This is a genomic window from Actinacidiphila yeochonensis CN732 (assembly GCF_000745345.1).
Taxonomy (GTDB): Bacteria; Actinomycetota; Actinomycetes; order Streptomycetales; family Streptomycetaceae; genus Actinacidiphila; species Actinacidiphila yeochonensis.
In genome coordinates, this window is record NZ_JQNR01000005.1 from 4,309,062 (window position 1) to 4,335,240 (window position 26,179).

18 protein-coding genes and 1 pseudogene are annotated in these 26,179 nt (G+C 76.8%); 14 read left to right on the forward strand and 5 right to left on the reverse strand.

What is annotated here, in order from left to right; genetic code table 11:
* Positions 1 to 106: 106 nt before the first annotated feature.
* Positions 107 to 1,558 carry a PP2C family protein-serine/threonine phosphatase gene (locus BS72_RS29475; protein ID WP_037914897.1) on the reverse strand — a complete coding sequence of 484 codons (1,452 nt, stop codon included), beginning with the start codon at positions 1,556 to 1,558 and terminating at the stop codon, positions 107 to 109.
* 846 nt (positions 1,559 to 2,404) lie between these two features.
* Here BS72_RS29475 and BS72_RS29480 point away from each other — a divergent pair.
* The 4 genes and pseudogenes from BS72_RS29480 to BS72_RS38935 all read left to right on the forward strand — a co-directional run.
* The gene (locus tag BS72_RS29480) at positions 2,405 to 3,832 is read left to right on the forward strand and encodes a hypothetical protein (protein WP_037914899.1); all 1,428 of its coding nucleotides are present in this window, start codon (positions 2,405 to 2,407) and stop codon (positions 3,830 to 3,832) included.
* A gap of 454 nt (positions 3,833 to 4,286) precedes the next feature.
* The gene (locus BS72_RS29485) at positions 4,287 to 5,408 is read left to right on the forward strand and encodes a glycosyltransferase family 4 protein (RefSeq protein ID WP_037914901.1); all 1,122 of its coding nucleotides are present in this window, start codon (positions 4,287 to 4,289) and stop codon (positions 5,406 to 5,408) included.
* A gap of 101 nt (positions 5,409 to 5,509) precedes the next feature.
* A complete protein-coding gene (locus BS72_RS29490) occupies positions 5,510 to 6,775 on the forward strand; it encodes a glycosyltransferase (protein ID WP_407639065.1) in 1,266 nt (421 codons plus the stop codon).
* Positions 6,776 to 6,834: 59 nt separating this feature from the next.
* Positions 6,835 to 7,281 (forward strand): annotated as a pseudogene (locus BS72_RS38935) (SGNH/GDSL hydrolase family protein); the annotation flags it as partial.
* 374 nt (positions 7,282 to 7,655) lie between these two features.
* Here the strand turns inward: BS72_RS38935 and BS72_RS38940 are convergent.
* The 3 genes from BS72_RS38940 to BS72_RS29510 form a co-directional block, all read right to left on the reverse strand.
* Entirely contained in the window at positions 7,656 to 8,558 is a 903-nt protein-coding gene (locus tag BS72_RS38940) for a 5-oxoprolinase subunit C family protein (RefSeq protein WP_078901727.1), read from the reverse strand.
* Entirely contained in the window at positions 8,555 to 9,190 is a 636-nt protein-coding gene (locus BS72_RS29505) for a 5-oxoprolinase subunit B family protein (RefSeq protein ID WP_037918231.1), read from the reverse strand. Before BS72_RS29505 ends, BS72_RS38940 begins: the two co-directional genes overlap by 4 nt.
* Before the next feature lie 140 nt (positions 9,191 to 9,330).
* Positions 9,331 to 10,095 carry a LamB/YcsF family protein gene (locus BS72_RS29510; RefSeq protein ID WP_037914903.1) on the reverse strand — a complete coding sequence of 255 codons (765 nt, stop codon included), beginning with the start codon at positions 10,093 to 10,095 and terminating at the stop codon, positions 9,331 to 9,333.
* Positions 10,096 to 10,293: 198 nt separating this feature from the next.
* Here BS72_RS29510 and BS72_RS29515 point away from each other — a divergent pair, with 198 nt between their 5' ends.
* The 3 genes from BS72_RS29515 to BS72_RS29525 all read left to right on the forward strand — a co-directional run bounded on the left by BS72_RS29515 (position 10,294) and on the right by BS72_RS29525 (position 17,603).
* Positions 10,294 to 11,799 (forward strand): hypothetical protein, encoded by a 1,506-nt coding sequence (locus tag BS72_RS29515; protein ID WP_051951813.1) that lies wholly within the window; start codon positions 10,294 to 10,296, stop codon positions 11,797 to 11,799.
* An 86-nt stretch (positions 11,800 to 11,885) separates the two neighbouring features.
* Positions 11,886 to 12,746: a hypothetical protein gene (locus BS72_RS29520; RefSeq protein WP_037914904.1), complete on the forward strand. Its 861-nt coding sequence runs from the start codon at positions 11,886 to 11,888 to the stop codon at positions 12,744 to 12,746.
* 123 nt (positions 12,747 to 12,869) lie between these two features.
* Positions 12,870 to 17,603, forward strand: coding sequence for a coiled-coil domain-containing protein (locus BS72_RS29525; RefSeq protein WP_037914905.1), 4,734 nt, complete (start codon positions 12,870 to 12,872; stop codon positions 17,601 to 17,603).
* 81 nt (positions 17,604 to 17,684) lie between these two features.
* Here BS72_RS29525 and BS72_RS39665 read toward each other — a convergent pair whose 3' ends face one another.
* Complete coding sequence (locus tag BS72_RS39665) at positions 17,685 to 18,212, reverse strand: hypothetical protein (RefSeq protein ID WP_198545980.1); 528 nt, start codon at positions 18,210 to 18,212, stop codon at positions 17,685 to 17,687.
* A gap of 191 nt (positions 18,213 to 18,403) precedes the next feature.
* Between BS72_RS39665 and BS72_RS29535 the strand changes: the two genes are divergently transcribed.
* The 7 genes from BS72_RS29535 to BS72_RS29565 all read left to right on the forward strand — a co-directional run bounded on the left by BS72_RS29535 (position 18,404) and on the right by BS72_RS29565 (position 26,022).
* The gene (locus BS72_RS29535; protein WP_037914907.1) at positions 18,404 to 21,085 is read left to right on the forward strand and encodes a sensor histidine kinase; all 2,682 of its coding nucleotides are present in this window, start codon (positions 18,404 to 18,406) and stop codon (positions 21,083 to 21,085) included.
* Complete coding sequence (locus BS72_RS29540; RefSeq protein WP_037914909.1) at positions 21,082 to 21,504, forward strand: roadblock/LC7 domain-containing protein; 423 nt, start codon at positions 21,082 to 21,084, stop codon at positions 21,502 to 21,504. Before BS72_RS29535 ends, BS72_RS29540 begins: the two co-directional genes overlap by 4 nt.
* Before the next feature lie 90 nt (positions 21,505 to 21,594).
* Complete coding sequence (locus tag BS72_RS29545; RefSeq protein ID WP_037914911.1) at positions 21,595 to 21,990, forward strand: DUF742 domain-containing protein; 396 nt, start codon at positions 21,595 to 21,597, stop codon at positions 21,988 to 21,990.
* Between the two features lie 143 nt (positions 21,991 to 22,133).
* A complete protein-coding gene (locus tag BS72_RS29550) occupies positions 22,134 to 22,742 on the forward strand; it encodes a GTP-binding protein (protein WP_037914913.1) in 609 nt (202 codons plus the stop codon).
* A 382-nt stretch (positions 22,743 to 23,124) separates the two neighbouring features.
* Complete coding sequence (locus tag BS72_RS29555; RefSeq protein ID WP_037914915.1) at positions 23,125 to 24,102, forward strand: aldo/keto reductase; 978 nt, start codon at positions 23,125 to 23,127, stop codon at positions 24,100 to 24,102.
* Between the two features lie 211 nt (positions 24,103 to 24,313).
* The gene (locus BS72_RS29560) at positions 24,314 to 24,715 is read left to right on the forward strand and encodes a rhodanese-like domain-containing protein (RefSeq protein WP_051951814.1); all 402 of its coding nucleotides are present in this window, start codon (positions 24,314 to 24,316) and stop codon (positions 24,713 to 24,715) included.
* Between the two features lie 35 nt (positions 24,716 to 24,750).
* Complete coding sequence (locus tag BS72_RS29565) at positions 24,751 to 26,022, forward strand: NtaA/DmoA family FMN-dependent monooxygenase (protein WP_157856355.1); 1,272 nt, start codon at positions 24,751 to 24,753, stop codon at positions 26,020 to 26,022.
* The last annotated feature ends 157 nt before the right edge of the window (positions 26,023 to 26,179 follow it).

A 26,179-nucleotide genomic window follows, 5' to 3' on the forward strand; every position in this document is an offset into this window, starting at 1 on the left:
CCGCGGGCCCGAACGGTGGTCCCGCCACCGGCCGGGCGGAAGCGTCAACCTCGCGATCGGCGGAAGGGTCGGCCGATCCGGTGATGCGGCGGGTGGCCTTTTGACGTCAGCCGATCCGGGCGACGAGGACGCAGGCGTCGTCCTCCCGGTCGGGTGCGCCGTACTCCTCGGCGATCGCCCGCAGTACGTCCTGCGCGGACCGGGCACCGTCGAAGAGCGGCGCCATCGACAGCAGTGCGTCGACCCCGGCCCGCCGGTCGGCCTTGCCGGCCGGGCGGCCCGACACGAGGCCGTCGGTGTGCAGCAGCAGCAGGTCGCCGGGGAGCAGCTTCTCGGCCGCCTGGCCGTAGCGGGCCCCCGAGGTGGCGCCCAGCAGGACTCCCTCAGGCGCGTCGAGGGCCCGTCCGGTACCGTCCCGGAACAGCAGCGGGGCGGCGTGCCCGGCCTGTGCCCAGTGCAGTGTCCGGGTGGCCGGCTCGTACCGGCAGCACAGGGCGCTGCCCAGCGCGGGCTGGGGGGAGGTGTCGAGCAGCTCGTTGAGCCAGCCCATCAGCGGGCCCGGGTGCAGCCCCGCCACCGCCATGCCGCGCAGCGCCCCCAGCAGCATCGCCATGCCCGAGGTGGCGGCCACCCCGTGGCCGGTCAGATCGCCTACCGTCAGCAGCGAGGAGCCGTCCGGCAGTTGCATGGCGTCGTACCAGTCGCCGCCGATCAGGCTGCTGGTCGCCGACGGCAGGTAGCGGGCGGCCAGGTCCAGGGTGACGGGGCCGCTGCCCGACTGGAAGCGCTGCGCGCCCCGCCAGGGTGGCAGTACGGCCTCCTGGATCTCCACGGCCATCTGCCGCTCCGCCTGGGCGATCTGCCGCTGCCGGTCCAGGGAGTTCCGGCTCTCGCGCAGCGTGCGCTGGCTGCGCCGCAGATCGCTGACGTCGCGGATGACCGCCCACATGGACACCGTGCCGCCGTCCGGGCCGAGGACCGGTTCGCCCACCATGTGCACGGTGCGGGTCGAACCGTCGGGGCGCACGATGCGCAGCTCCCCGTCGATGGGGCGGGCGTCGACCAGGCACCCGGTGACCATCTCGGTCAGTACCCGCCTGTCCTCGGCGAGCAGCCACGAGGGCAGCTCGTCCAGCGTCAGCGGGCCGTCCTGGGGAGAGCGCCCGAAGATCCGGTAGAGCTCGTCGGACCACTGCACGCCGTCGGTGAGCAGGTCCCACTCGGCGCTGCCGGCCCGGCCCAGCGCGCCGGCCGCGCCGCCGACCGGCTCGGCGGGCGGGCGCGCGGCGGGCACCGAGCGCCGCCCGCCCGGGTCGAAGCCCTCGCGGAGCTGGCCGAGGTGCGTGCTGAGATCGTCCAGTTGGTGTACGGCGAGGTCGCACAGGGCGCGCTGCCAGCGCAGCCGCGGGTCCTCGACCGCCGCGATCCCGTCCCGGGTGTCCCTGAGGACCGCGTCCACCCGGCAGCGCAGCTGCCGGGCCTCGGAGATCAGCGCGTCCACGTCGCCGGGGTCCGGCGGTTGGGCTGCGGTGTGATCCGCGTGCGTGGGGGACGGCATGACGCACTCCGTTGCTTCCGGGAGGGGCCGCCATGGCGGGTGCTGCCGTGGGCGACCGGGACGGCTGGGACGGCCGACTCCGGTCGGCGCTCCGGAACGGCGGCCCCGGGGGACCGGTAACGACTGTTGCACAGCGAGCGATGGGTCGTAAGGGTTTCCGCGATACCCGCCCCGGTGGTGCTGTTGGCATATGCCGGGTGCCGAGTAGGGCGACGAAACCGCCGAATGCCCCCGCGAACCCTCTCCGGAGGCCCTGCCGTGCCGCCTGACGGGGCCGGTGTGGCTTCCGGGGGTGACGCGGCGGACGCGGTGGACGTGATGGACGCGGCGGACACGGTGGACGTGATGGACGCGGCGGACGTGAGGGAGACGGCCTGGGGCTCTCGGACGCACCGGACGCACCGGACGCCCAGGTCGCCCGGGGCGCCGGGGGCGCGTCCGCCGCTTCCGGGCTCGGGGCGCGCCCGGTCGTCGCCGCCCGAGGGGGACGCCGGTTCTCTTCGGCTCACGCTGCTTCCCGCCGGTCACGGCCGGTTCGCGCCGGTATGCCCCTGTCCCGGCCGGGCCGTGCCGCCACCGGGGCCGACCCGCCGCCCCCGGCCGCCGCGCCCCGGCGCGGAACGGCTCGGGAACGGCCGCCGGTGCGCGCCGGCGCCGCCCCCAGCCGCCCGCCGGCCACCACCTGAAGCGACACCCGGGGGGCCGAGTCGGTAGGCTGCCGCAGCCCGTCCCCACGGCAGCCCCCGCCTCCGCCAGGCATGAAACGCCCGGTGGCCGGTAAGGATGCCGGGCATCGGCTGCGGAAATCCCGTTGCCAGAAGATCCCCCGCACCGGATGCTGACCTCATGTTCGATCCAGACATAGCGCCCAGTGGCAGCCTTCTCGGCCTCCTCCAGAGGGGGCGCGGAGACGGTCCGCTGCACGCCCTCGCGGCGCCCCGGGCCGAGGCCCTCGCCGCGCTGGAGCAGTGTGTGCTGCGCGACCCGCGCCTCGACTGGCGGGTGGAGTCGCGCTCCCTCTACTACGCGCGGCTCTACTCCGACCTGGAGGGCCCGCTCGACGGGATCGAACACCACCTCTTCGCCGTCGACGACCTGCTCAACCCCGACGAGCACCGCTGCGGCCTGGCCCTCTCCGTCCTGGGCCACCTCGCCGGGTACGGCCGCCAGGACGCGCTGCGGCTGCTGCGGCGCTATGCCGCCACCGGAAGCTGCTGGTCCTGGGCGCTGGACGAGCTGGCCGTCAGGGACGACGACGCCGGGCTGCGCGGGCTCGGTCCCGCCGTCGTCGGCCGCTTCCCCGCCACCCCCGAGGGCGACGCCGACCTCGCGCGCGCGGTCCGGGAGGCGTACGAGCCGCGGCCGTGGCGGCTGTGGGCCGAGGACGCCGCCGGCCCCGCCATCGCGGCCCGGTTGCGGCGGGCCGCCGAGCGGGGCTCCTTCGACCGCTGGCAACGCCAGTTGAGGCCCGGCGGACCGGCCCCCGGCTGGGGCGTCGGCGCCGTGCTGGAGTGGGCGGAGGAGGGGCTGGCCTGCCACCCCGCCGTCGAACGCGACCAGGCCGCCGCCCGCCTGCTGGCCTCCGTGGCCGGCGCCGAGGACCGCCCGGCCCTGCTGCGGGCCGCCGTGGACGGCCCCTCGGCCGCCCGCGCCGCCGCCCTGCGCCACCTCTCCGACCGGCGGGACCCGCAGGCCCTCGACCTGTTGGAAGCCGCCGCCTCGGCCATCGACGCGCGGGTGGTCCGCGCCGCCGCGGAGTCCCTGGAGCGCCGCCGGGACGAGCCGGCCCTCGCCCGGGCGCGCCGCTGGGCCGACCGCGGCGACGCCCTCGGCCTGGCCGCCGCCCGCACCCTCGCCCGCCACGGCGGCTCCGAGGACGCCGGGCTGGTGCTGGCGGCGCTGCGCCGCACGGTGCAGCGCGGCGGCGCCGACGCCGAAGGGCTCGACGCCCTCGTCGAGGGCGCCGGGCGCCTCGCCTCCTGCGCCGCCGCGCCCGTGCTCCGCCACCTCTACCGCGAGACCTCGTCCTCGCAGCTGCGCGGCGCCGCGGCGCGCGCCCTGTCAGCGGTGGACCCCGGGTTCGCCGCCGGGTTCGCCGTCGAGTGCCTCTGGGACTGCGAGGAGAGCACCCGCGAACTGGCCGCGCACACCGCCGCCTCCGGCGACGTCCGGGTGCTGACCCAGCTGCGCCGGCTGGCCGCGGACCCCGCCGAGGAGGTCGAGGTCCAGACCGCCGTGCGCGGGCGGCTCAGCTCCGGCGGCAGCGCCCGCTGAGACGCGGAGCCGAGCCGCCCGCGCCCGGTAGAAGCGCACGCCGAAGCTTCGCGGAAGGGCATGCCGAAGCTCTACGGAAGGGCACGCCGAAGCCCGGAGCGCACTCACCGGCGGCCCGGCCTCCGCGCCACCCGCCGCCCTTCGGACGACGGCAGGGAGCGCAGTCGGCCCGCTACCGCGGCAGGGCGTACGCGGACGGCTTCTGCCGGGCGGGTGGGCGGCGGCCGGCGCCCGGCGAGCGCCTCCACCGCGGAAGCCCGTACCGGGGTGCCACGGTGGGGGTGTGAGGAGGCGCGCGGGGCAGGGGTGAAAAGGGGCGCGAGGCGAGGGGAACGACGGGCGTCACACCTCGCCCACCGCCTGGCGGGCGGTCGGACCCAAAGCTCACGGGGCGTTCGGTTCCGGTAAAGATCCTCGTGTTCCTGACAACGCCGGGCGTGGCGACAACGACCGTATGAGAGTCGCCATCGTTACGGAGTCCTTCCCCCCGGACGTCAACGGAGTCGCCCACTGCACGCTCCGCACCGCGGAGCACCTGGTCCGGCGCGGCCACGAACCGCTCGTCGTGGCGCCCGCGGGACCGCACCCGGCCGCCCCCGGCGCGGACCCCTGCCCGGTCGTACGGGTGCCCTCGCTGCCGCTGCCCGGCTACCCGCAGGTCCGGGTGGCGCTGCCGGGCCGGCGCACGGCGGCGGCCATCGCCGCCCACCGCGCCGACCTCGTCCACCTCGCCAGCCCCTTCGTGCTGGGGGCGCGCGGCATGGCCGCCGCCGGCCGGCAGGGCGTGCCCGCCGTCGCCATCTACCAGACCGACCTGGCCGGCTACGCCAGGACCTACCTCAGTGCCGGGGAGGCCGCCGCCTGGCGCCGTATCCGCGCCGTGCACAGCGCCGCCGCCCGCACCCTCGCCCCGTCCACCGCCTCCGTGGCCGCCCTCACCGCGCACGGCGTGCCCCGCGTCCACCTGTGGGCCAGGGGCGTCGACTCCGTGCTCTTCGACCCGGCCCGCCGCGACGGCGCGCTGCGCCGCGAACTCGCCCCGGACGGGGAGCTGATCGTCGGGTACGTGGGCCGCCTCGCGCCGGAGAAGCACGTGGAGCTGCTGGCCGGGGTCTGCGCCCTGCCCGGGGTGCGGGTGGTCGTCGTCGGGGACGGACCCAGCGTGTCCGGGCTGCGCGCCGCCCTGCCGGGCGCGCTCCTGCTCGGCCGCCGCACCGGCCCCGAACTCGCCCGCCTGTACGCGTCCTTCGACGTCTTCTGCCACACCGGGCCGTTCGAGACCTTCTGCCAGACCGTCCAGGAGGCGATGGCCAGCGGACTTCCGGTGGTCGCCCCCGCCGTGGGCGGGCCGCTCGACCTCGTCGACCACGGCCGCACCGGCCTGCTGGTGCCGCCCGGCGACCCCGAGGCGGTCGCCGCCGCCGTCCGGGAGCTGCTGGCGCGGCCGCCGCTGCGGGCCCGGTTCGGCGCCGCCGCCCGCGCCGCCGTCGCCACCCGGACCTGGGAGGCCGTCGGCGACCAGCTGCTGGGCCACTACGACGAGGTGCTCGCCCGGCACCAGGCGGCCGCCGCGTGACCGCCGCCGAACCCCGCCCCGGCCGGCGGAACGCACGGGTCTCACGGTCCGGGCAGGTCCCGCGGACCGGAGAGGTCCCGCGGTCCGGAGAGGCCCTGCGCATCGTCCGGTTGGCGAACTTCGTCACCCCCGTCTCCGGCGGGCTGCGCACCGCCCTGCGCCACCTGGGCGAGGGGTACGCCGCGGCCGGCCACGAGCCCGTGCTGATCGTCCCCGGGCCCGCCCGGAAGGACGAGCACACGCCGCAGGGGCGGGTCATCACCCTCCCCGGCCCGGTGGTTCCGGGCAGCGGCGGCTACCGCGTGCTGGCCCGCCGCGGTCCCGTCGAAGCCCTCCTCGACGCCCTGGCCCCGGACCGGCTGGAGGTCTCCGACCGCACCACCCTGCGCTGGACGGGCGAGTGGGCGCGGCGCCACCGCGTCCCGGCGGTGATGGTCTCGCACGAGAGCGCCGACGGGGTCCTGGGCGCCTGGGGCGTCCCGGGCGGCGTGGCGCGGCTGCTCGGCGACGGCCTCAACCGGCGTACCGCGTACGCCTACTCGCGGGTGGTGTGCACCACCGCCTGGGCCGAGGCCGAGTTCGCCCGGATCGGTGCCCGCAACGTGGTGCGCGCCCCGCTCGGCGTCGACCTGGACGTCTGGCGGCCGGACCTCGGCGGCCCGGCCGTCCGCCGGCGGTACGCGCGGCCCGGCCAGGTCCTGCTGGTGATGGCCTCGCGGCTGTCCGCTGAGAAGCGCCCGCAGGACGCGGTGCGGGCCCTCGCCCACCTGCGGGCGGCCGGAGTCGACGCCGTCCTCGCCGTCGCCGGCGACGGTCCGCTGCGAGGGCGGCTGACCGCCCTGGCGGCGCGCCTGCGGCTGCCCGCCGTCTTCCTCGGGCACATGGCCGACCGCACCGCGCTGGCGGCGCTGCTGGCCACCGCCGACCTGGTGCTGGCACCGGGCCCCGTGGAGACCTTCGGGCTCGCCGCCCTGGAAGCCCTCGCCTGCGGGACACCCGTGGTGGCCAGCTCCCGGTCGGCGCTGCCCGCGCTGGTCGGGTCGGCCGGGGCGGGGGCGGGCACCCCTGCGGAGTTCGCCGCCGCCGCCCGGGAACTGCTCGCACTGCCGGAGCCCGCTCGCCGCGCCCGCGCCCGCGCCCGGGCCGAGCTGCACCCCTGGCGGACGGCCGTGGACGCCTTCCTGGCCGCGCACGGCGCCGCACCCTCACCCGCCCTCCTGCCGGCAGCGGCCGGCGCGGGCCTGACCGGCCCCGGGCGGTCACGGGGCCTGCCTCCCCGGCACGGCGCGGCCGGCCCGCCGGCCTCCCCGGCGCGTGTCCAGGGCGTCGCGAGCGCGCGGCCGGCGGGGAAGGGCGCGGAGCGGTGAGCGCGGCCGTGCGGTTCGCCGTGCTCGGCGACTCGCTCAGCGAGGGGCTCGGGGACCCCGTGCCCGGCGGCTGGCGGGGCTGGGGTGTCCTGCTCGCCGAGGGGATCACCGACGACCCGGCCGGCGTCGACGTCCTCAACTGCGCCCGCAGCGGGGCCCGCAGCACCGACGTCGCCGGGTCGCAGCTGGCCGCCGCGCTGGCCCACCGACCGCAGGTGGCCACCGTGCTGGTGGGCGGGAACGACACGCTGCGGGGCACCTTCTCGCTGCCGCGGGTCGCCGCCGACCTGCACACGGCGATCGGCACCCTGCGGGAGAGCGGCGCCGTCGTGCTCACCGCGTGCCTGCCCGACCCCGGCGCCGTGCTCGGCCTGCCCTGGCCGCTGGCCCGTCCGCTGGGCCGCCGGATGGACGCGCTCAACACCGTCGTCCACGCGCTGTCCGACCACCACGGGGCGGTCCACCTGCACGCGGCCGAACACCCGTGGTCCAGCACCCCCGGAACGCTCAGCGCCGACCGGCTGCACCCCAGCGAGAAGGGCCACCGGATGCTGGCCCACGCCTTCCACCTGCTGCTGGTCCAGCAGGGGCTGGCGAACGGGCCCGCCCCCCGGCTCACGCCGGACCAGCCGCCACCCGGCCGCGGCGCCTCGGTCTGGTGGATGGCCACCCGGGGCACCCGCTGGGTCGTCGAGCGCAGCACGGACCTGCTGCCCGACCTCCTGCGGCTGGCCGCCGAGGAGTACCGGCACCGGCGGCGCGGCACCGCCGCCCTGCTCGACCTGGCCGCCCGCGCGGAGACCGACCGCGCCCTGGCCGTCCTCGGCGCCCGTGCGCCGGGCGCCGCCGACCGGCCGCGCGGCGCGGCCCCGGCAGCGGGCTACCCGCGGGAGCCGGCCGGCAGCGGCCTGCCCCGCAGCGGGACGAAACGGACCGGGGTGCCCGGGGGTGCCTGCGCGGCGGCAGCCAGGGCCTCCTCGGGCACCACGCCCACCACCGGGTAGCCGCCGGTGGTGGGGTGGTCGGCCAGGAACACCACCGGGCATCCGTCCGGCGGCACCTGGACCGCGCCCAGCACCATGCCCTCGCTGGGCAGTTCGCCCTCCCGGGCCCGTTCGAGCCGGGGACCCGAGGTGCGCAGCCCGATCCGGTTGGACCGCGCGGAGACCTCGTACCGCCCCGCGGCCAGCGTGCGCTCCGCCGCCGGGGTGAACCAGTCGTCGCGGGGGCCGGGAAGCAGCGGCAGCACGAGTTCCCGGCCGAGCCCCCGGCACGGCACCACGTCGGCGCCGCCGGGCGGCCCCGCGCGGTCCACGCCCAGCGGCAGCACGTCCCCGTCCGACAGCGGTGCCGGACCCAGGCCCGACAGCAGGTCGCAGGCCCGGCTGCCGAGCACCGGGGGCACGTCCGCGCCGCCGGCGAACGCCACGTACGAGCGCAGGCCCAGCGCCGCCGTCCCCACGTCGAGCACCGCCCCGGCCGGCACCAGGACCGGGGCGCCCCACGCGACCGGGCGGCCGTCCACCCGGACCGGGCAGGCCGCGCCGGTCACCGCGGCCAGCACCGCCCGCGAGGGCCGCACCGCGCACCCGGTCACGGTCGTCTCCAGGCAGGCCGCCTCCGCGCCGTTGCCCACCAGCCGGTTCGCGGCGGCGAACGCGGGGCGGTCCAGCGCCCCCGACCGCGGCACCCCCAGATGCGCGTAACCGGGCCGGCCCGCGTCCTGGACGGTGGTGAGCGCGCCGGCCCGCACCACCCGCACCTCCGCCCGCCGGGCGCTCACCGGACCTCCGTGAAGCGCACGTCGGTGCCGGGGGCCAGGAGCGCGGCCGGGTCCCGCCCGGGGTCCCACAGCACCGCGTCGGTACGGCCCACCAGCTGCCAGCCGCCCGGCGAGGAGCGGGGGTACACCCCGGCGTACGGGCCGGCCAGGCCGACCGAACCCGCGGGCACGGCGGTACGCGGGGTCGCGCGGCGCGGCACCCGCAGCTCCTCGGGCAGCCCCGCCAGGTAGCCGAAGCCCGGCGCGAACCCGCAGAACGCCACCCGGAAGGCGGTCGCCGTGAGCACCTCCGCGACGCCCTCCCGGCTGGTGCCCCACCCGGCGGCCACCTCGTCGAGGTCGGGGCCGTCGAAGCGCACCGGCAGCTCCACCGTCCCGCCCGATCCCGGCACCGGAGGCGGCAGTTCCCCCCACCCGGCGACGGCCGCCGCGAAGGCTGCCGGGTCGGCGAGCCCGTCGACGAGGACGGTCCGCGCCGCCGGCACCACCTCCAGCAGCCCGCCCGGACCCGGGCCGCCGGGCAGCCGCCCCTCGGCCCGGCGCCGCAACACCTCGGCGTGCAGGGCCTGCGCCTGCTCGCCGTCGGCGGTCTCCACCAGGACGCCCGCCGCGCCCGCCCGGAGCGCCCGCAGCCCGCGCGGCCGGGTCTGACCGGCCTGACCGGCCTGCTCCGGGCCTCCGGTGCCCCGAGGAGCGTCCCGATCCTCCCGGCCGCCGGTGTCCTGGCGGCCTTCCCGATCCGCCGGACCGCGCCCGTCGGGGGCCCGCGGCGTCACGCGAACGCCGCCACGCGCAGCCCGGCCTCCTCCAGGGCCCGCCGGACCCGCGCGGCCGTCCGCGCCGCGCCGGGGGTGTCGCCGTGCACGCACAGCGAACGGGCCCGGACCGCCACCTCCCGGCCGGTCGCCGACCGGACCGTACCGTCCCGGGCGAGGCCGACGGAGCGGGCCACCACGGCGTCCGGGTCCTCCACCACGGAGCCCGGCTCGCGCCGCGGCACCAGGGTGCCGGCCTCCGTGTACGCCCGGTCGGCGAACGCCTCCCGGACGGTGCCCAGTCCGGCCCGCCCGGCGGCCGCCAGCAGCTCGGAGCCGGGCAGGCCCAGCACCGGCAGGCCGCCCGCCAGCCGAACCCCGGCCACCACCGCCTCGGCCTGCTCCGCGTCGGCGACCACCCGGTTGTAGAGGGCGCCGTGCGGCTTGACGTACGCCACCGCCGCACCCGCGGCCCGCGCGAAGACGTCCAGGGCGCCGATCTGGTAGGCCACCTCGGCCGCCAACTCCTCCGGCGGCACGTCCATCGCGCGCCGGCCGAAGCCGGCCAGGTCCCGGTAGGAGACCTGCGCCCCGATCCGCACCCCGCGCTCGGCCGCCAGCGCGCACACCCGCCGCATGGTCGCCGGATCGCCGGCGTGGAACCCGCACGCCACGTTGGCGCTGGTCACGACCTCCAGCAGGGCCTCGTCGTCGGTCAGCGACCAGCGGCCGAACCCCTCGCCCAGATCCGCGTTGAGGTCCACCGCACCGTCCGCCGCCATCTCCGTCCGCCCCTCCTGTCGTACACAACGCCGTGCGCCGCCGTGTCCGCCGCGCCGCCGTATCCGCCTGTCCCGCCGTGTCCTGCCGCCGTCCGCTGTCTACCGCAGGATCATGGCAGGCGCGCGCACGGCGCGCCCCGCCGCGTGCGATCCGTGCCGTTTGGGACGTTGTCACTGCCACCGCATAATGTGTGGGGCGTGACCACCGCCGCCCTGATCCCGACGCAGCCGCTGCCCGGTGCCGCGCGCCCCGCGCCGGGCCCCGCGGCCGACGAGGGCCTGGCCCGCCGGCTGCGGGCCCTGGCCTGCACGGCGCCGCTGCACGACCTCGACACGCGCAAGGCCAACCTGGCCGGCGAGTACTCGGTCTACGCCATGGCCGAGGTGGCGCTCGCCGCGATCGACCTCGTCACCCTGCACATGGACTTCGACACCGGCGCGGACCACGACCAGATAGTGGCCAGGCTGCTGCCCCGCGTCGCCGCCCAGGCGCCCGCCCGCCCCGCCGCCGAGCACGAGCGGGCGGCCCGCTGGGTGCTGGAGAACCTGATCAACGTCGGCAGCGCCGACCGCGGCTTCCGCGCCGTCTACGGCACGTTCGGCTCGGACGGCGTCTACGTGCGGCGGGACTACGACTTCAAGCTGATCGAGGAGGTGCCCGGGCCCGGCGGCACCGTCTACCTGCGGACCACCGACGAGGCGGTGAACGTCCTGGTCGGCGCCCTGGACACGGACGTCACCAGCGCGCAGATCGCCGCCGAGGTCAAGCTGGAGGTGCTGATCAGCCGCGGCCGGCTGGCCGACGCCCAACTCGCCGCCGAGCAGGCCCGCTACCGCACCGTCCAGTACGCCGAGACGCTGCGCCGCACCCTGGAGGCCACCCGGCGCAATGTCCGGGCCGTCGACTGGCTCCAGCAGGTGCCCGACCTGATCGCCGAGGCGCTGGACCACGTCGCCGACCGCTACCGGCACGAGAACGCCATCCTCACCAACATCCGCAAGGCGCGGGACGAGGCCGAGGAGCCGGAGCACAAGCGGCGCGCGGCCGAGCTGGTGGACATCGTCAAGGACTGCATCCGCCGCCACACCCAGCTCCAGTCGCGGCTGCTGGAGGCCGGGCCGCTGTTCCGCGCCGAGCAGGACCGCCAGGAGTTCGCCGCGCCGCCCGCCCGCGCCGGCCTGGACCTCTACGGGCAGCTGGTCGCCCCGGTGCTGCCGCTGCCGGTGGAGCAGGCGTCCCGGGTCACCGACGCGTTCTTCGCCAAGGGCGCCGGCCTGCGCACCCCCGGCTCGGTGCGCGTCGCCGACCTGGTGGACCTGCTGCTCACCCCGCCCGTCGAACGCGACCACCTGGGCGCCGAGATGCCCGAACCGGACCTGGTGGCCACCCCGGACGACTCCCGGTTCAGCGACGAGCAGCTGGAGTCGGCGCTCGCCCTGCTCGACCTTCCGTACGACGCCCCCCGGCGGCTGTCCGGCCTGCTCGCCGAGGCCCGCGCCCAGGACGCCGAACTGCCGCACCTGGTGGCGCTGCTGGCCGTGCACGCGGCCTCGCCGCCGGTCGGCACCGCGCATCGGCAGGGCGAGCCGCACGTCCTCTTCGCCGTCGACGACGGCACGCCGCTGGACGACCCGGAGTTCGGCGGCGCCGACCTGGTGCTGGGCACCGCCCGGCTGGCCCCGGACCCCGGGGAGGCGCCGTGACCGGGAGCGCCCACGGGTACGGGACGGGACACGGGTACGGGACGGGAGCGGCAGGACAGGCGCCGGCAACGGAACGGGAGGCACGGATGGAAACGGCCGAGCGCGAGAGCGCGGCCACCGCGGTGAGCGCCGCGGACGTCGCCGACGCCGCCCGGCTGGTCGGGTTCGGGCTCCAGCCCAAGCTCGTGCCCGCCCGGGACGCGGAGTACGGCGAGCTGATCCGCCGCCACCGAGAGGATCCGGCCTTCGCACGCCTCGCCGGCGCGGTCGCCACCGGCCTCGGGCTGATCGTGCTGGAGGTCTCGCCGCGCGCCGGGATGGCGGTGGCCGCGGCCGAGGACTCCGTCTTCGCCGTCCGGATGGGCGACTACGCCCGCCGGGCCGCCTCCGACGCCGGCGACCGGTTCCTGCACGGCCTGGCCCACCTGGCCGCCGCCGCCCTCGCCTTCCCCCGCCCGGAGGACCTGGCCGACGACGGCTACATCGGCCGGATCACCGTGCAGGGCGTGGACGCGTTCGTCCGGCAGGCGTGCCGTCGGCTGGAGGAGCGGGCCGAGCTGGAGGGCGAGAACACCGACCCGGCCAGCGACGCCCCCGGCCTGGAGGCGGCCTGGCGGGTGTGGGCCCGGCGCAGCGCCACCGGCGCCACCAAGGACGCCCGGCGGCTGGCCAGTTCCACCACCGGCATCACCGGCAAGGCGCTGGCCTTCCTCGTCGACTCCGGCTTCCTCCAGCGCACCGGGGACGAAGCCGGCGGCACCTACCGCACCACCGCCCGCTACCAGCTCCAGGTGCGGGACATGGCCGGCGGCGCGGCGATGGCCGAACTCCTCGACCTGGGCGTGGTCCCGGTGGCCGACGGCACCCCGAGCCTGGTCCCGGCCGCCGAGGGCGAGGACGCCGATCTCGCCGCCGACGCGGGGCTGCCCTTCCACGCCGCCCCCTGACCGCCCCCGGACCGGCCGCTGGCCGGCCCTGACCGGCCCCTGAGGGGCTCGGCCCGCGCCGGCCCCCGCACCAGCCCCGCGACTCCACCACCCCCCGCAGCCCCTGAGCACGAGAGCCCCCGCATGTACGAGCTTTCCCGACTCCGCCTCTACTCCATCGGGCCCGCCGGCGCGCGCTACGCCGACACCGTGCTCGACCTGCGGGGAGTCGGCGAACCGGTGCCGCACCCCGCGCCCGCGCAGGGCGACTTCTTCGCCGACGAGCCCGCCGGGCCGCCGCGCCGCCCCGCTCCGGCGGGCGTGCTGTTCCTGGAGAACGGCGGCGGCAAGTCCGTCCTGCTCAAGCTGATCTTCTCGGTGATGCTGCCCGGCCACCGCAACACCCTGGGCGGTGCCAGCTCCGGCGTGCTGCGCAAGTTCCTGCTCGCCGAGGACTGCGGGCACGTCGCCCTGGAGTGGCAGCACACCCTCACCGGTGAGCTGGTCGTGGTCGGCAAGGTCAGCGAGTGGCGCGGGCGGCAGGTCTCCTCCGACCCGCGGAAGTTCGCCGAGGCCTGGTACTCCTTCCGGCCCGGCCCCGGGATGAGCCTGGACTCGCTCCCCGTCTCCGAGTCCACCGCCGTACGGCCGACCGCCGAGGGCGCCTCCGGGGCGCGCGGCCGGCGCCGCACCATGAAGGGCTTCCGCGACGCCCTCACCGAGGCGGGGAAGGCGTACCCGAACCTCGACGTGCTCTGGGAGGAGATCCACGACCGCTGGAACGAGCACCTCGGCGACCTCGGCCTGGACCCGGAACTCTTCCGCTACCAGCGCGAGATGAACGCCGACGAGGGTGAGGCCGCCGGCCTCTTCGCGGTCAAGAAGGACTCCGACTTCACCGACCTGCTGCTGCGCGCCGTCACCGACACCCGCGACACCGACGGGCTGGCGGACCTGGTGCACGGCTTCGCCGGCAAGCTCGGCCGGCGCGCCGAGCTGACCGCCGAACGGGACTTCACCGCCGGCTCGCTGGACCTGCTCGACCGGGTGGTCGCCGAGGCCGCCGCCCGCGACCAGGCCCGCGGCGTGCACACCGGCGCCGAGCGGCGCACCCGCACACTGGTCCGGCGGCTGGCCGCGCGCTCCCGCGAGGAGCGGGGCCGTGCCGCCGGCCTCGCCCAGCACGCGGCCGAGGCCGCGCGCACCGTCACCGACGCCGAACAGGCCCGGGCCGGCAGCGGTCGCACGGCCGCCGAACTCGCCTACCGGCACGCCTCGCTGGCGCTCGCGGCGGCGGAGAAGGGCGCCGCCGCGCTGCGCCGCGAACTCATCGACGCGCGCACCCTGCACGCCGCCTGGCAGGCCGCCGAGGTGGTGCTGCGGCAGCGTGCCGCCGGGGACCGGCTGGCGCGGGTCACCGAGGCCATCCGCGCCGCCGAACGCGACGCGGCCCCCGCGCTGGCCGCCCGGACCGAGGCCGCCGCCGCCCTGGTGCGGGCGCTGCACGCCGCCGCCGGACGGGCCGAGGCGCAGGCAGACGAGGAGGAGGAGCGCTCGGCGGTCCTCCAGGAGCGGTACGAGAGCTCCCACCGCGCCGCCACCGCCGCCGCCACCGAGGCGCAGCGGGCCCGCAGCGAATCCGGACACCTCGCCCAGCGGCTGGCCGAGGTGGCGCAGGAGACCGCCGAGGCCGTCCAGGCCGGCTGGCTCGACGACTCCGCGCCCGACGCCGACCCGGCCCGCGCCGCGCTGGCCGCCTCCGACGCCGAGCGGGCCGCCGACGAGGCCGCCCGCTCCGCCGCGGCGCAGGCCGCCGCCACCACGGTCCGGGCCCGTGAGGCCGCCTCCGCCGAGGCGCGGGCCGAACTCGCCGCCGCCCGCGCCTCCGACGCGGCCGGCCAGGCCCGCACCGCGCACCGTGCCGCCCGCGCCGCGGCCGACGCCCTGGCCACCGACCCCCGGGCCGCGGCCCTGCTCGGCCTGTCCGGCCCGTCTGATCCGTCCGGTTCATCTGATATGTCCGGTGTCGGCGGCCGGGACGACACCGGCTCGGAGGGCACCGGTGACCGGGAGGGCGCCGGTCCGGAGGCCGCGGACCCGGACACCGCCCCCGACCGCCAGGCCCCCGACCCCGAGTGGGTTGCCGAACACCTGCGGGAGCTGCTGGACACCGCCGTCGCGGCCGCCGAACGGCAGCTCTTCGAACTGCGCACCGACGCCGAGGCCGACTCCCGCATCCTGGGCGCCCTCGGCAACGGCGGCCTGCTGCCGCCCGGCCCGGACGTGCTCGCCACCGTCGAGTTCCTCGGCGAGCACGGCATCCCCGCCCTGCCCGGCTGGCGCTACCTCGCCCAGTCCGTCGACCCGGCCGACCACGCCGCCGTACTGGCCGCCCGGCCCGAACTCGTCGACGGCGTCGTCGTCACCGACCCCGGCTCCTACACCCGCGCCCAGGAGGCACTGGGCAGCGCGGCGCTGCTGCCGCGCTCGGCCGTCGCCGTGGGCACCGCGGCGGCGCTGCTCGCACCGCCGCCGACCGCCGACACCGCCCAGGACGTCTTCCTCGTCCCGCCGAACCCGGCGATGCACGACGAGGTCGCCGCCGACGTCGAGCGCCACGAGCTGCGGGCCCGGGCCGCCGCCCGCGACGAGGAGATCCGGGCCCTGGCCGCCCGCCTCACCCACGACCGCACCCTGGCCGCCCGGCTCGCCTCCTGGCGCGGCGCCTGCCCGCCCGGCCGGCTGGCCGAGCTGGCCGCCGAGGAGACCGCCGCCGGCGAGACCGCCGAGCGGGCCCGCGCCGAGCTGGCCGCCGCCCGCGAGGAGCGCGCCGCGGCCGACGCCGACGCGGCCGGTGCCGCCGCCGAGAACGACGCCCGGCGGGCCGCCGCCGAGCAGGCCAGGCGGCGCGCCGACGCCCTCGCGGGCCTGGCCCACCGGCTGCGGGAACGCGCCGGCTGGCAGCGCCGCGCCCGCGAACTCGCCGCCGACGCCACCGAGGCCGAGGCCCGTGCCGAGGACTGCATGGCCCAGGCCCGCGCCGCCGACGAGGACCGCCGCGCCGCGCAGCGCGCCTCCGACGACGCCCGGCGCACCGCGCGCGTGCTGCGCGCCGAACGCTCCGAGATCGCGGGCGCGCCCGACGGGGCCGACGCGCCCGAAGAGCCGCAGGACACGACGGGCGGCGCCCGCCGCACCGGCCGCCGGGCCGCCGCCGACACCCCGTCACTGCCCGCGCTGCGTGAGGCGTACCGGGCGGCTTCACAGGTCTACGAGCAGGTCGGCGTCGGCGCGGACCTGCGCGCCGAGCAGGCCCGCGCCGAGAGCACCGAGAACACGGCCCTGACCGAGCTGGAGCGGCTGTCCAACAAGGTCCGGAGCCGCGCCGCCGAGCTCCTCCAGGGCCCCGAGGGCGCCGACGGGCCCTCCCGGCAGGCCGCCGCGGGCCGCGCCGAGCAGCTGGTGCAGACCCTGGAGTCCCGCCAGTCGGCGGCGAGCGAACAGCTGGGCCGGCTGCGCGGCGAGACCGAACGGCTCGCCCCCGCCGAGGGCGCCTCCCACACCGAGCTGCCCGAGGCGCTCCAGCCCCGCGACGCCGAGCACGCACAGGAGCTGCTGCGCGCCGCCAACGCCGAACTCGCCTCCCACACCGAGCAGGTGGAGGCCGCCCGGGCCGCGCACGACGACGTACTCCGCGGCCACCGCGCCGCCGAGGACGCGGCGAGCGGCTTCGACGAGACCGCGGCCATGCTGCGCGACCTGCTCCGCGACGGCCCCCAGGCAGCGCCCGAGGAGGAGGAGCCCGAGCCCTACCCGGGCGGTCTGGAGGACGCCCGGCGCGAGGCCGCCGAGGTCCGCCGGTCGCTGCGCGGCTGCGCGGCCGACCTCGCCGCGGCCGACGCGCGGCTGCGCGACGCCGCCGACCTCCTCGTCCGGCACGCCAACGCCGTCCGCTACGAGCAGGTGCGCACCCCCGCCCGGCAGCAGATCCGGGAGCTGCCGGCGGCCGCGCTGCCCGAGCACGCCGCCGCCTGGGCCGCCGCGTTCCGCCCCCGGCTGCGGGTGCTCGGCGACGAGCTCGACCAGCTGGAGCGGAACCGGGACAGCATCGTGGACCGGCTGCGCGGCATGGTGGAGACCTCGCTGGCCACGCTCCGCTCCGCGCAGCGCCTCTCCCGGCTCCCGGAGGGGCTGGGGGAGTGGTCGGGCCAGGAGTTCCTGCGCATCCGCTTCGACGACCCCGACCAGGCGGTGCTCACCGAACGCCTCGGCGAGGTCATCGACGAGGCCACCCGGGCCGCCGTCCGCAAGAACTCCGACCTGCGCCGCGACGGTATGACGCTGCTGCTGCGGGCGGTGGCCGGCGCTCTCGAGCCGCGCGGGGTCGCGGTGGAGATCCTCAAGCCCGACGCGGTGCTGCGGGCCGAGCGGGTGCCCGTCGGGCAGATGGGGGACGTGTTCTCCGGCGGCCAGCTGCTCACCGCCGCGATCGCGCTGTACTGCACCATGGCCGCGCTGCGCAGCAACGACCGCGGCAGGGACCGGCAGCGGCACGCCGGCACGCTCTTCCTCGACAACCCCATCGGCCGGGCCAACGCCACGTACCTGCTGGAGCTCCAGCGGGCCGTCGCCGACGCCCTCGGTGTGCAATTGCTCTACACGACCGGACTGTTCGACACGACCGCGCTGGCCGAGTTCCCCCTCGTGGTCCGGCTGCGCAACGACGCGGACCTGCGGGCGGGGCTGAAGTACATCAGCGTCGAGGAGCACCTCCGGCCCGGGCTGCCCGTGCCCGCCCCGCGCGGTGAGGCACACAGCGAGATCACCGCCACGCGGATGTTCCTCCGGCCGGCGGAGGCGGCCGCAAGCGAGGGCTGACGGCGCCGCTCACTCCGGGCCCGGCCGGCGCCCCGGCGCCTTCCAGGGGCCGGGCCCTGCGGACCTCGCGTCCCGCCGGTGTCAGGCACCGTGGGCGCGGGGCAGGCGCGGGCCGCGGGCCTCCAGGCCGGGCGCCTCGGCCCGTACGTCCGCGCGCTGGCCGGGCCGCGGACCGCCTCGCTCGGTGACCCGCTCACCGGCCCTCTCCCCGCCCCGCTCACCGACCCGGCGGTCGTTCCGCGGGCCGGTCCGCCGCTCGGCGCGCGCCCGGGTCCGGTGCTGCCTGCGGGCCCGGCGCCGCTCCCGGCGCAGGGCGCGGGCGGCGCTGCTCGGACTCGACACCACGCCGTCGCGCTGGTTCCACACCTGCCGTGTCACCCACACGTCGAGCACCGCCCAGGCGGCCAGGACACTGGTCAGCACGGTGAGCAGGGTCATCGGCGCGGACAGCCAGGAGTGCCCGACCGCCAGCAGCAGGGACACCACCGTCTCGACCAGCGCCACCGATCCGATCAGCACGGCCCGCACCGCCGCTTCCCGCACCGGGTCCGGCATCCGCGGGGTCGGAACGGGCTGGTTCTCCCACACCTGTCGCCGTTCGTACTCCATGCCCCGGTGCCTGCCCCGAAACCCCCGCGGCCATTCGGACCGCAGGTGCCCGGTACGTATCCGCGCAGACCCGTAAGAGCTGGTCAACTACCTTTGTACACTTTCGAGTTACGGCAGATGCAGTAGTAGGCTCACGCCGTTTGCAGGCGACCCGGCAGAGCGTGCCGGCGGGGTGGGACGTTGGGGAGGCCATGAACTTTCGCGGTACGACGATCCGCCGGAAGATCGTTGCGCTGCTGTTGATCCCGCTGGTGTCCCTCACCGCGATCTGGGTCTTCGCCGTCGCCACCACCACCCGCGCCGTGCTCGGCCGCCCGGACGTGCGAACCGTGTCCGCCGATGTCGCGGTCCCCGCGCAGAACGTGCTCGGCGCGGTGCAGCAGGAGCGCAAGGCCGCACTCCTGTACGCCGCCGAACCCGACGCCGCCCCCGCGCGCATCGCCTACCAGCGGCAGGTGGAGGCCACCGACACCGCCGTCGCCGAGTTCCGCACCTCCACCGGCTCCGGCGCGGTCCGCTCCGCCCTCGACGCGACCAGCCGCGCCCGGCTCGACGGCCTCCTCGACGGCCTCCAGGGCCTGGCCGCGTTGCGGCAGCGGGTGACCGGCCACCACCTGGACGCCGCCGGCGCCTACACCGCCTACAACGCGATGACCGCCCCCGTCCTCGGCCTCTTCGAGGACCTCGGCGCCGCCGGCGACACCAGGCACGGCGACCAGCGGCACGCCGTGGCCGGACTGGACCGGGCGCTGGAGCAGGCGGAGCGGCAGGACGCGCTGGCCACCGCCGCCATCGCGTCCGGTTCGATGAGCCGCGGTCAGCTCACCGACTTCACCTTCGCGGTCGCCCAGGAGCGCGGCTACGCCGACGACGCCACCGCGGCGCTGGACCCCGGCTACCGCGACCCCTACACGTCCTTCTGGCAGACCAGCGCGGGGAAGCGGCTGCGCGCCGCCCAGGACGCGGTCGTGGCCGCCACCCCCGGCCGGGCGCCGGCCGTCGCCGCCCACGCGGACTGGCCCGCCGTGGCCCGCCCGGCCCTCGGCTCGCTGAACCACGTGGTCGCGGAGACCGTCACGACCTTCGAGGCCGCCGCGCCGCCGGTCTCCGGACGGCTCGTGGCCGAGGCACTGCTGACCGGCGGCCTCGGCCTGGTCGCGGTGATCGCGTCGCTGGTGATGTCGGTACGGATCGGCCGCACCCTGATCCGCGACCTGACCGGGCTGCGCCGCGAAGCGCAGGAGGTCTCCGGCAGCCGCCTGCCGCGCGTCATGCGGCGGCTGGCCTCCGGCGAGCAGGTCGACATCGAGGCGGAGACGCCCCGGCCGGTGTACGCCGACGACGAGATCGGCCAGGTCGGGCAGGCCCTCCACCACCTCCAGCGGGCCGCGGTCGAGGCCGCCGTACGCCAGGCCGAGATGCGGCGCGGCGTCTCCGACGTCTTCGTCAACCTCGCCCGCCGCAGCCAGGTCCTGCTGCACCGCCAACTGACCCTGCTGGACGCGATGGAGCGCCGCACCGAGGACGCCGAGGAACTGGCCGACCTCTTCCGCCTCGACCACATGACCACCCGCATGCGCCGCCACGCCGAGGGCCTGGTGATCCTCTCCGGTGCCGCCGCCTCCCGCCAGTGGCGCCGCCCGGTACGGCTGATGGACGTGGTCCGCGCCGCCGTCGCCGAGGTGGAGGACTACGAGCGGGTGGAGGTGCGCCGGCTGCCCCGGCTGGCGGTGGCCGGCTCCGCCGTCGCCGACCTCACCCACCTGCTGGCCGAACTCATCGAGAACGCCGCGGTGTTCTCCCCGCCGCACACCCAGGTGCGGCTGCACGGAGAGGCCGTCGCCAACGGCTTCGTGCTGGAGATCGACGACCGCGGGCTGGGCCTGGCGGCGGACGCGCTGCTGGAGGCCAACCTGCGGTTGGCCGAGACCCCCGAGTTCGAACTCTCCGACACCGACCGGCTGGGCCTGTTCGTGGTCAGCCGCCTCGCCCGGCGGCACGAGGTGCGCGTCTCGCTGCGCCAGTCGTCGTACGGCGGTACCACCGCCGTCGTGCTGATCCCGCCGACGCTGCTGGCCGAGCCCGAGGAGGACACCGGCGCCACCCAGCCGGAGGCCGAGGAGCGCCGGACGCCGCGGCAGCACGGGGAGGGCTCCCGGCCCGGCTTCCGGCAGCGGGGAGCAGGACGCCCGGACGCGGACGTCCCGGCCCCCGCCGCCGAGCCGGAGCGGGCCCCCGAGCAGGTGACGGCGGCGGAGAAACCCACCGGGCTGCCCCGGCGGCGCCGTACCACCCCCGTCCTGGTCTCCGACCGGGGCCGGCCCGTGGCCCCGCCCGAGGACCGCGCCGCGCCGCCCGCCGGCTCACGCCCGGCCGAGCACGCCCGGCCCGAGGGGCCGTCCGCCGACCGGTCCGCCCGCGACGGCGGCGCCCGCCCGTCGGACACCGCCGCCGCTCCCGGCGCCGCCGGGAGCACGCTGCCGCGCCGCGTCCGGCAGGCCAGCCTCGCGCCCCAACTGCGCGCCGAGGCGGTGGCCCAGGCCGAGCGGCGCGGTGCGGAGCCCGCCGGCCGGGAGCGCAGCCCCGAGGAGGTCCGCGACCGCATGGCCTCGCTCCAGCGGGGCTGGCTGCGCGGCCGCGACAGCGAGTCCGACGGAGACTCCGGCACCGGCGGCCACTCCGGCACCGCCGGCGGACACGGCACCGAATACGCGTCCGGCACCGGAAACGACACCGGAAACGGCATCGGAAACGGAACCGACACCGGGGACGGCGCCGCGGGCGCCGACGGCGGCCACGGCCGCGACCGCCCGGGTACCGGCGGCACCCCGCCGTCTGTCACACGAACAACACCTGAGGGGAACGGTCGATGACGGCACCATCCAGTGCGACGCGCGAGCTGAGCTGGCTCCTGGACGACCTGGTCCAACGCGTGGCCAGCATCCGCAAGGCGCTGGTGCTCTCCGGGGACGGCCTGGCCATCGGCTCCTCGGAGGGGCTCACCCGTGAGGACTCCGAGCACCTCGCGGCCGTGGCCTCGGGCTTCCACAGCCTGGCCAAGGGCGTCGGACGGCACTTCGACGCCGGAGGGGTCCGGCAGACCATCGTGGAACTCGACGGAGCGTTCCTGTTCGTGACGGCGGCCGGCGACGGCAGCTGCCTGGCCGTCCTGGCCGACGCCGAGTCCGATGTCGGCCAGGTCGCCTACGAGATGACCCTCCTGGTCAAGCGGGTGGGCGCACACCTGAGCACGGCGCCGCGGCAGGACGGCGGCAGGGCGCTCGGCGGCTGACCAGCCGTCGGGGGACGGCGCGCGGCCGGGGCCTGCACCACGCGTCGGCGGCAGGGCCGGCCAGGCGAGATGACGGGGTGACGGGGTGTCATGAGTTCCGGAACGGACCAGTGGTACGACGACGCCGCGGGCCCGGTGGTGCGGCCCTACGCGATGACACGCGGCCGGACCGTCCACGCGGCCGAGGCGAAGATCGACCTGATCGCGCTCGTGGTCGCCCGGAACGCCCCGGGGGAGGGCGAACCGCCCGACGAGGACCTCGGGCTGTCCCCGGAGCACCTGGACATCATGGACCTGTGCCGGTACCAGGCCGTCTCGGTGGCGGAACTGGCCGCCGACCTGGACCTGCCGGTCGGTGTCATCAGGGTCCTGGTCGGAGACCTGCTGGCGGCCGACCACGTCCACCTGCACAAGCCCGTCCCGCCCGCCGAACTGCCCGACGAGCGCCTGCTGCGCGAGGTGATCGCCGGACTGCGCGCCCTGTGACGCCCGCCCTGTCACGTCCGCCCGCCCGTCCGGGGCGCCCCCCGGATGGCCGGCCGACCGCGGCGCCCCGTCCCGTACCACGGCACGACACCCCCACACCGGGCACGACGCCCGCCTCGTCGCAGGGAAGCAGGGAAGAGACCATGGGCATGGCCCGCAGCCGTCGACCCGAACCAGCCGCCGCGGAGCCGGTGGCACTGAAGCTGCTGGTGGCCGGCGGCTTCGGCGTGGGCAAGACCACCCTCGTGGGGGCGGTCAGCGAGATCAGGCCGCTGCTCACCGAGGAGGCGCTGAGCGAGGCGGGCCGCCCGGTCGACGACACCGCGGGCGTCGAGGACAAGCGGACCACCACCGTGGCGATGGACTTCGGCCGCATCACACTGCGCGAGGACCTGGTGCTGTACCTGTTCGGCACGCCGGGACAGGACCGCTTCTGGTTCCTGTGGGACGAGCTGGCGCAGGGCGCGCTGGGCGCGGTGGTGCTCGCCGACACGCGGCGGCTGGCCGACTGCTTCGCGGCGGTCGACTACTTCGAGCAGCGCGGCATCCCCTTCATGGTGGCCGTCAACTGCTTCGACGGCGCCGAACTCCACAGCCCTGACAGCATCCGCGAGGCCCTCGACCTGGACCCCGGAGCGCCCGTGGTGCTGTGCGACGCGCGGGAGCGCGAGTCGGCCAAGAACGTGCTGGTCACCCTGGTCGAGCACGCCGCCGAGGTGGCCGAGGCACACCGCGCGCCCGCCCCGATGTGACCGCCCGCCCCGGAGCCTCGCGCTCCAAGGCCCCGGGGCGGGAGACCAGCGGCGCCGGGCTCGGCGGGCCGGGCAGCCGCGGAGGAACCGGCCGGCCCGGGCACAGGCAGCCGTCGGCCCGACCGCGGTCGACCACTGGTCGACCGTCAGCAGGGCGGCGCGCACGGCGCACACGCCGGCAGCCTCTGCCGGCCCGCCGAGGTCCCTCCGCGCCGCCGCCTCGCAGTCCGTCCCGGCGGCCGCTCCGGGGCCGGTGTCCCGTCCGAACCCGGCTGCGCCGGTGTGGTGTTGGGCACAGCCGCAGTCGAGACCGGTTCGTGACAACGGGTAGTAGCATCCGGCCAAGATCGCCGCAAGTTGTGGCACGAGTCAGGGAGAAGCCGTGGAACACGTGCGTCTGGGCAAGTCCGGACTGATGACGTCGCGCCTGATCATCGGGTGCATGAGCTTCGGCGACCCGCAGCGCGGGCCGCACCCGTGGTCGATCGGCATCGACGAGGCGCGGCCGGTGGTCCGCGCCGCGCTGGACGCCGGGATCACCTGCTTCGACACCGCGAACGTGTACTCCGACGGCTCGAGCGAGGAGATCCTCGGCGCGCTCATCGAGGAGTTCGGGGTGCGGGAGCAGGTCGTCATCGCGACCAAGGTGAACGGCCGGATGGGGCCCGGCCCGAAGGGCGGCGGGCTGTCGCGCGGCGCCATACTGAGCCAGGTCGAGGAGAGTCTGCGGCGCCTCGGCACGGACTACATCGACCTGTACCAGATCCACCGGCTGGACCGCTCGGTGCCGCTGGAGGAGACACTCCAGGCCCTCGACGACCTGGTGCGTTCCGGGAAGGTGCGCTACATCGGGGCGTCCTCGATGCACGCCCGCGAGTTCGTCCGCGCGCAGTACACGGCGGACCTGCACGGCTGGACCCGCTTCGTCACCATGCAGGACCAGTACAGCCTGCTGATGCGCGAGGAGGAACGGGAGATGCACCCGTTCTGCCTTGAGGAAGGCGTCGGCGTCATCCCGTGGAGCCCGCTGGCCCGCGGGCGGCTGGCCCGCGAGTGGGGCACCTCGACGTACCGGCTGGAGACGGACCAGCCGGGAGCCACCTTCTACACCCAGGCGGAGGAGTCGGACCGGGCCGTCGTCGAGGCGGTCGGCGAGGTGGCGGCCGAACGCGGCGTCTCCCGGGCGCAGGTGGCGCTCGCGTGGAACCTGCACAAGCCGGCGGTCAGCGCGCCCATCGTCGGCGTGAGCCGGGTCGAGCAGCTGCAGGAGCTGGTCGGCGCGCTCGACGTCAAGCTGGACGACGAGGAGATCGCGCGCCTGGAGACCCCGTACACGCCGCGCCGCCCGGTCGGTTTCTAGCACCTGCTCCGGAGCCGCCGACAAATCGCGTGAATCATAATTCGAGTGCGGGATTATGATTCGCTCCCGTGGTGGTCGATTCCTCCTTGTGCCGCAGCCTTCCGAACAATAGAGTTCAAGGCGATCCGGCTGGCGTTCGCGTATTGCCGGATCAAATGGGCGCCATATCCAAAAGTGGCGGATCATAAAGCCAAGGAGGAATCGCCGCTCCATGACCAGTCCGGAGACCCGTGTCGTCCACCATGCCGACCAGCTGATCGAACCTGACGCGGCCGAGCGGAAGCGCCGGTCCGGCGCCCTGTTCATCGATGTCCGCCGGGACCGCCCGGAGGCCCCGCAGGGCGGGATCGAAGGCGCGGTGAAGGTGGCCAAGGACCACGCCGACGAGTTGCTCGACCCGGCCTCGCCGAACCTGATACCGCAGCTCGCGGACCTGCCGGAGGGTGCGGAGATCGTGGTCTTCTGCAACTCCGAGTTCGGCTCCGATCCCGTCATCCGGAAACTGAACGATTTCGGATACCGGAATGTCAGCCACGTCAGGGGTGGTTTCGCGCGCTGGCAGGCCGAGGCACTGCCCGTCGTCGAGCCGCGACTGCCCGGCGAGGCCCAGTAGTGGTCGCCGATCGGCCGCGCCGGATGCATCTGGCGATGTCGATCGGCCGGCCCGCCGGCCAGCTCTGGCGGCGGCCGGACAGCCGGGTCGAGGAGGCGTTCTCGCTGCCGCTGCTCTCCGAGATCGCCCGGGCGGCCGAGGAGGCCAAGTTCGACGCGCTCTTCCGCGCCGACAACACCCGCCTGGACTTCTCGCGGGTCCGGGTGAGCGGCCCGCCGCACTACCTGGAGCCGATGGTCGTGCTCTCCGCGCTGGCCGCGCGGACCCGGCACATCGGCCTCATCGGCACGGCGTCGACGACGTTCAGCGCGCCCTACACACTGGCCCGCCAGTTCGCGACCCTCGACCACCTCAGCGGGGGCCGCGCCGGCTGGAACATGGTGACCTCCACGGTCGGCGAGGAGAACTACGGCGACCAGCCACTGCCGTCCAAGGCGGAACGCTACGCCCGCGCACGGGAGTTCGCCGATGTCGCCATCGGACTCTGGGAGAGCTGGGAGCCCGACGCGCTGGTCCTCGACCGGGCGGCAGGCGTCTTCGCGGACGACGAGAAGATCCACCCGATCGGCCACCGCGGCCGGCACTTCAGCGTCCGCGGCCCCCTCAACGTCCACCGGCCTCCCCAGGGCCGGCCGGTGCTGGTCCAGGCCGGCCGCTCCGAGGAGGGCCGGGACTTCGCCGCGGAGTACGCCGACATCGTCTTCGCCGCCGCCGACGACCTCCGCGGCGCCCAGGCGTTCTACGCGGACATGAAGGACCGGGCCGGACGCAAGGGCCGGGACCCCGACTCGCTGAAGATCCTGCTCGGCACGCACATCGTCCTCGGCGCCACCGAGGCCGAGGCGCTCTCCCTGGAGCGCGAATGGACCGACGGCGTGGACGTCGGCAAGGCGGTCGAGTACCTCCAGACGGTGGTGAGCCCGCACCTGCGGCTGGCCGAACTGCCCCTCGACGAGCAGGTCCCGGCCCGCCTGCTCGACGCGGCCGAGGCCCTCGGGGAGGAGCAGCACCAGCGGGGCCTGGCCTGGCTGCGCACCCACCAGGGCAGCACAGTACGGCAGTTGGCCCTCCGCCACCGGCAGAACAGCCTGCACCTCGGCTTCACCGGCACACCCGAGCAGGCGGCCGCAGAGCTGGCCCGGCTCTTCCGGGCGAGGGCGGCGGACGGCTTCGTGCTGTCGCACAGCCACCTTCCCGAAGGACTGGAGCTGCTGACCTCGGGGGTGGTGCCGCAGTTGCGCCGCGCCGGGCTCTTCCGGCACGACTACGAAGGGCCGACCCTCAAGCACCACCTCGGCCTCCGCTGACCTGCCGCCCACCCGCGGGCCGCGCCGGGCACGGGACCCCGCCGGTCCGAGCGGCTCCCGCCCGGACCACGCCGCGGCCGCCCCGTTGCGGCCGACCCGCGCTCTTCTGACGGCCCGTGCTTGTCTGACGGCACGGCGGCCCGGCGGGCCGTTCCCG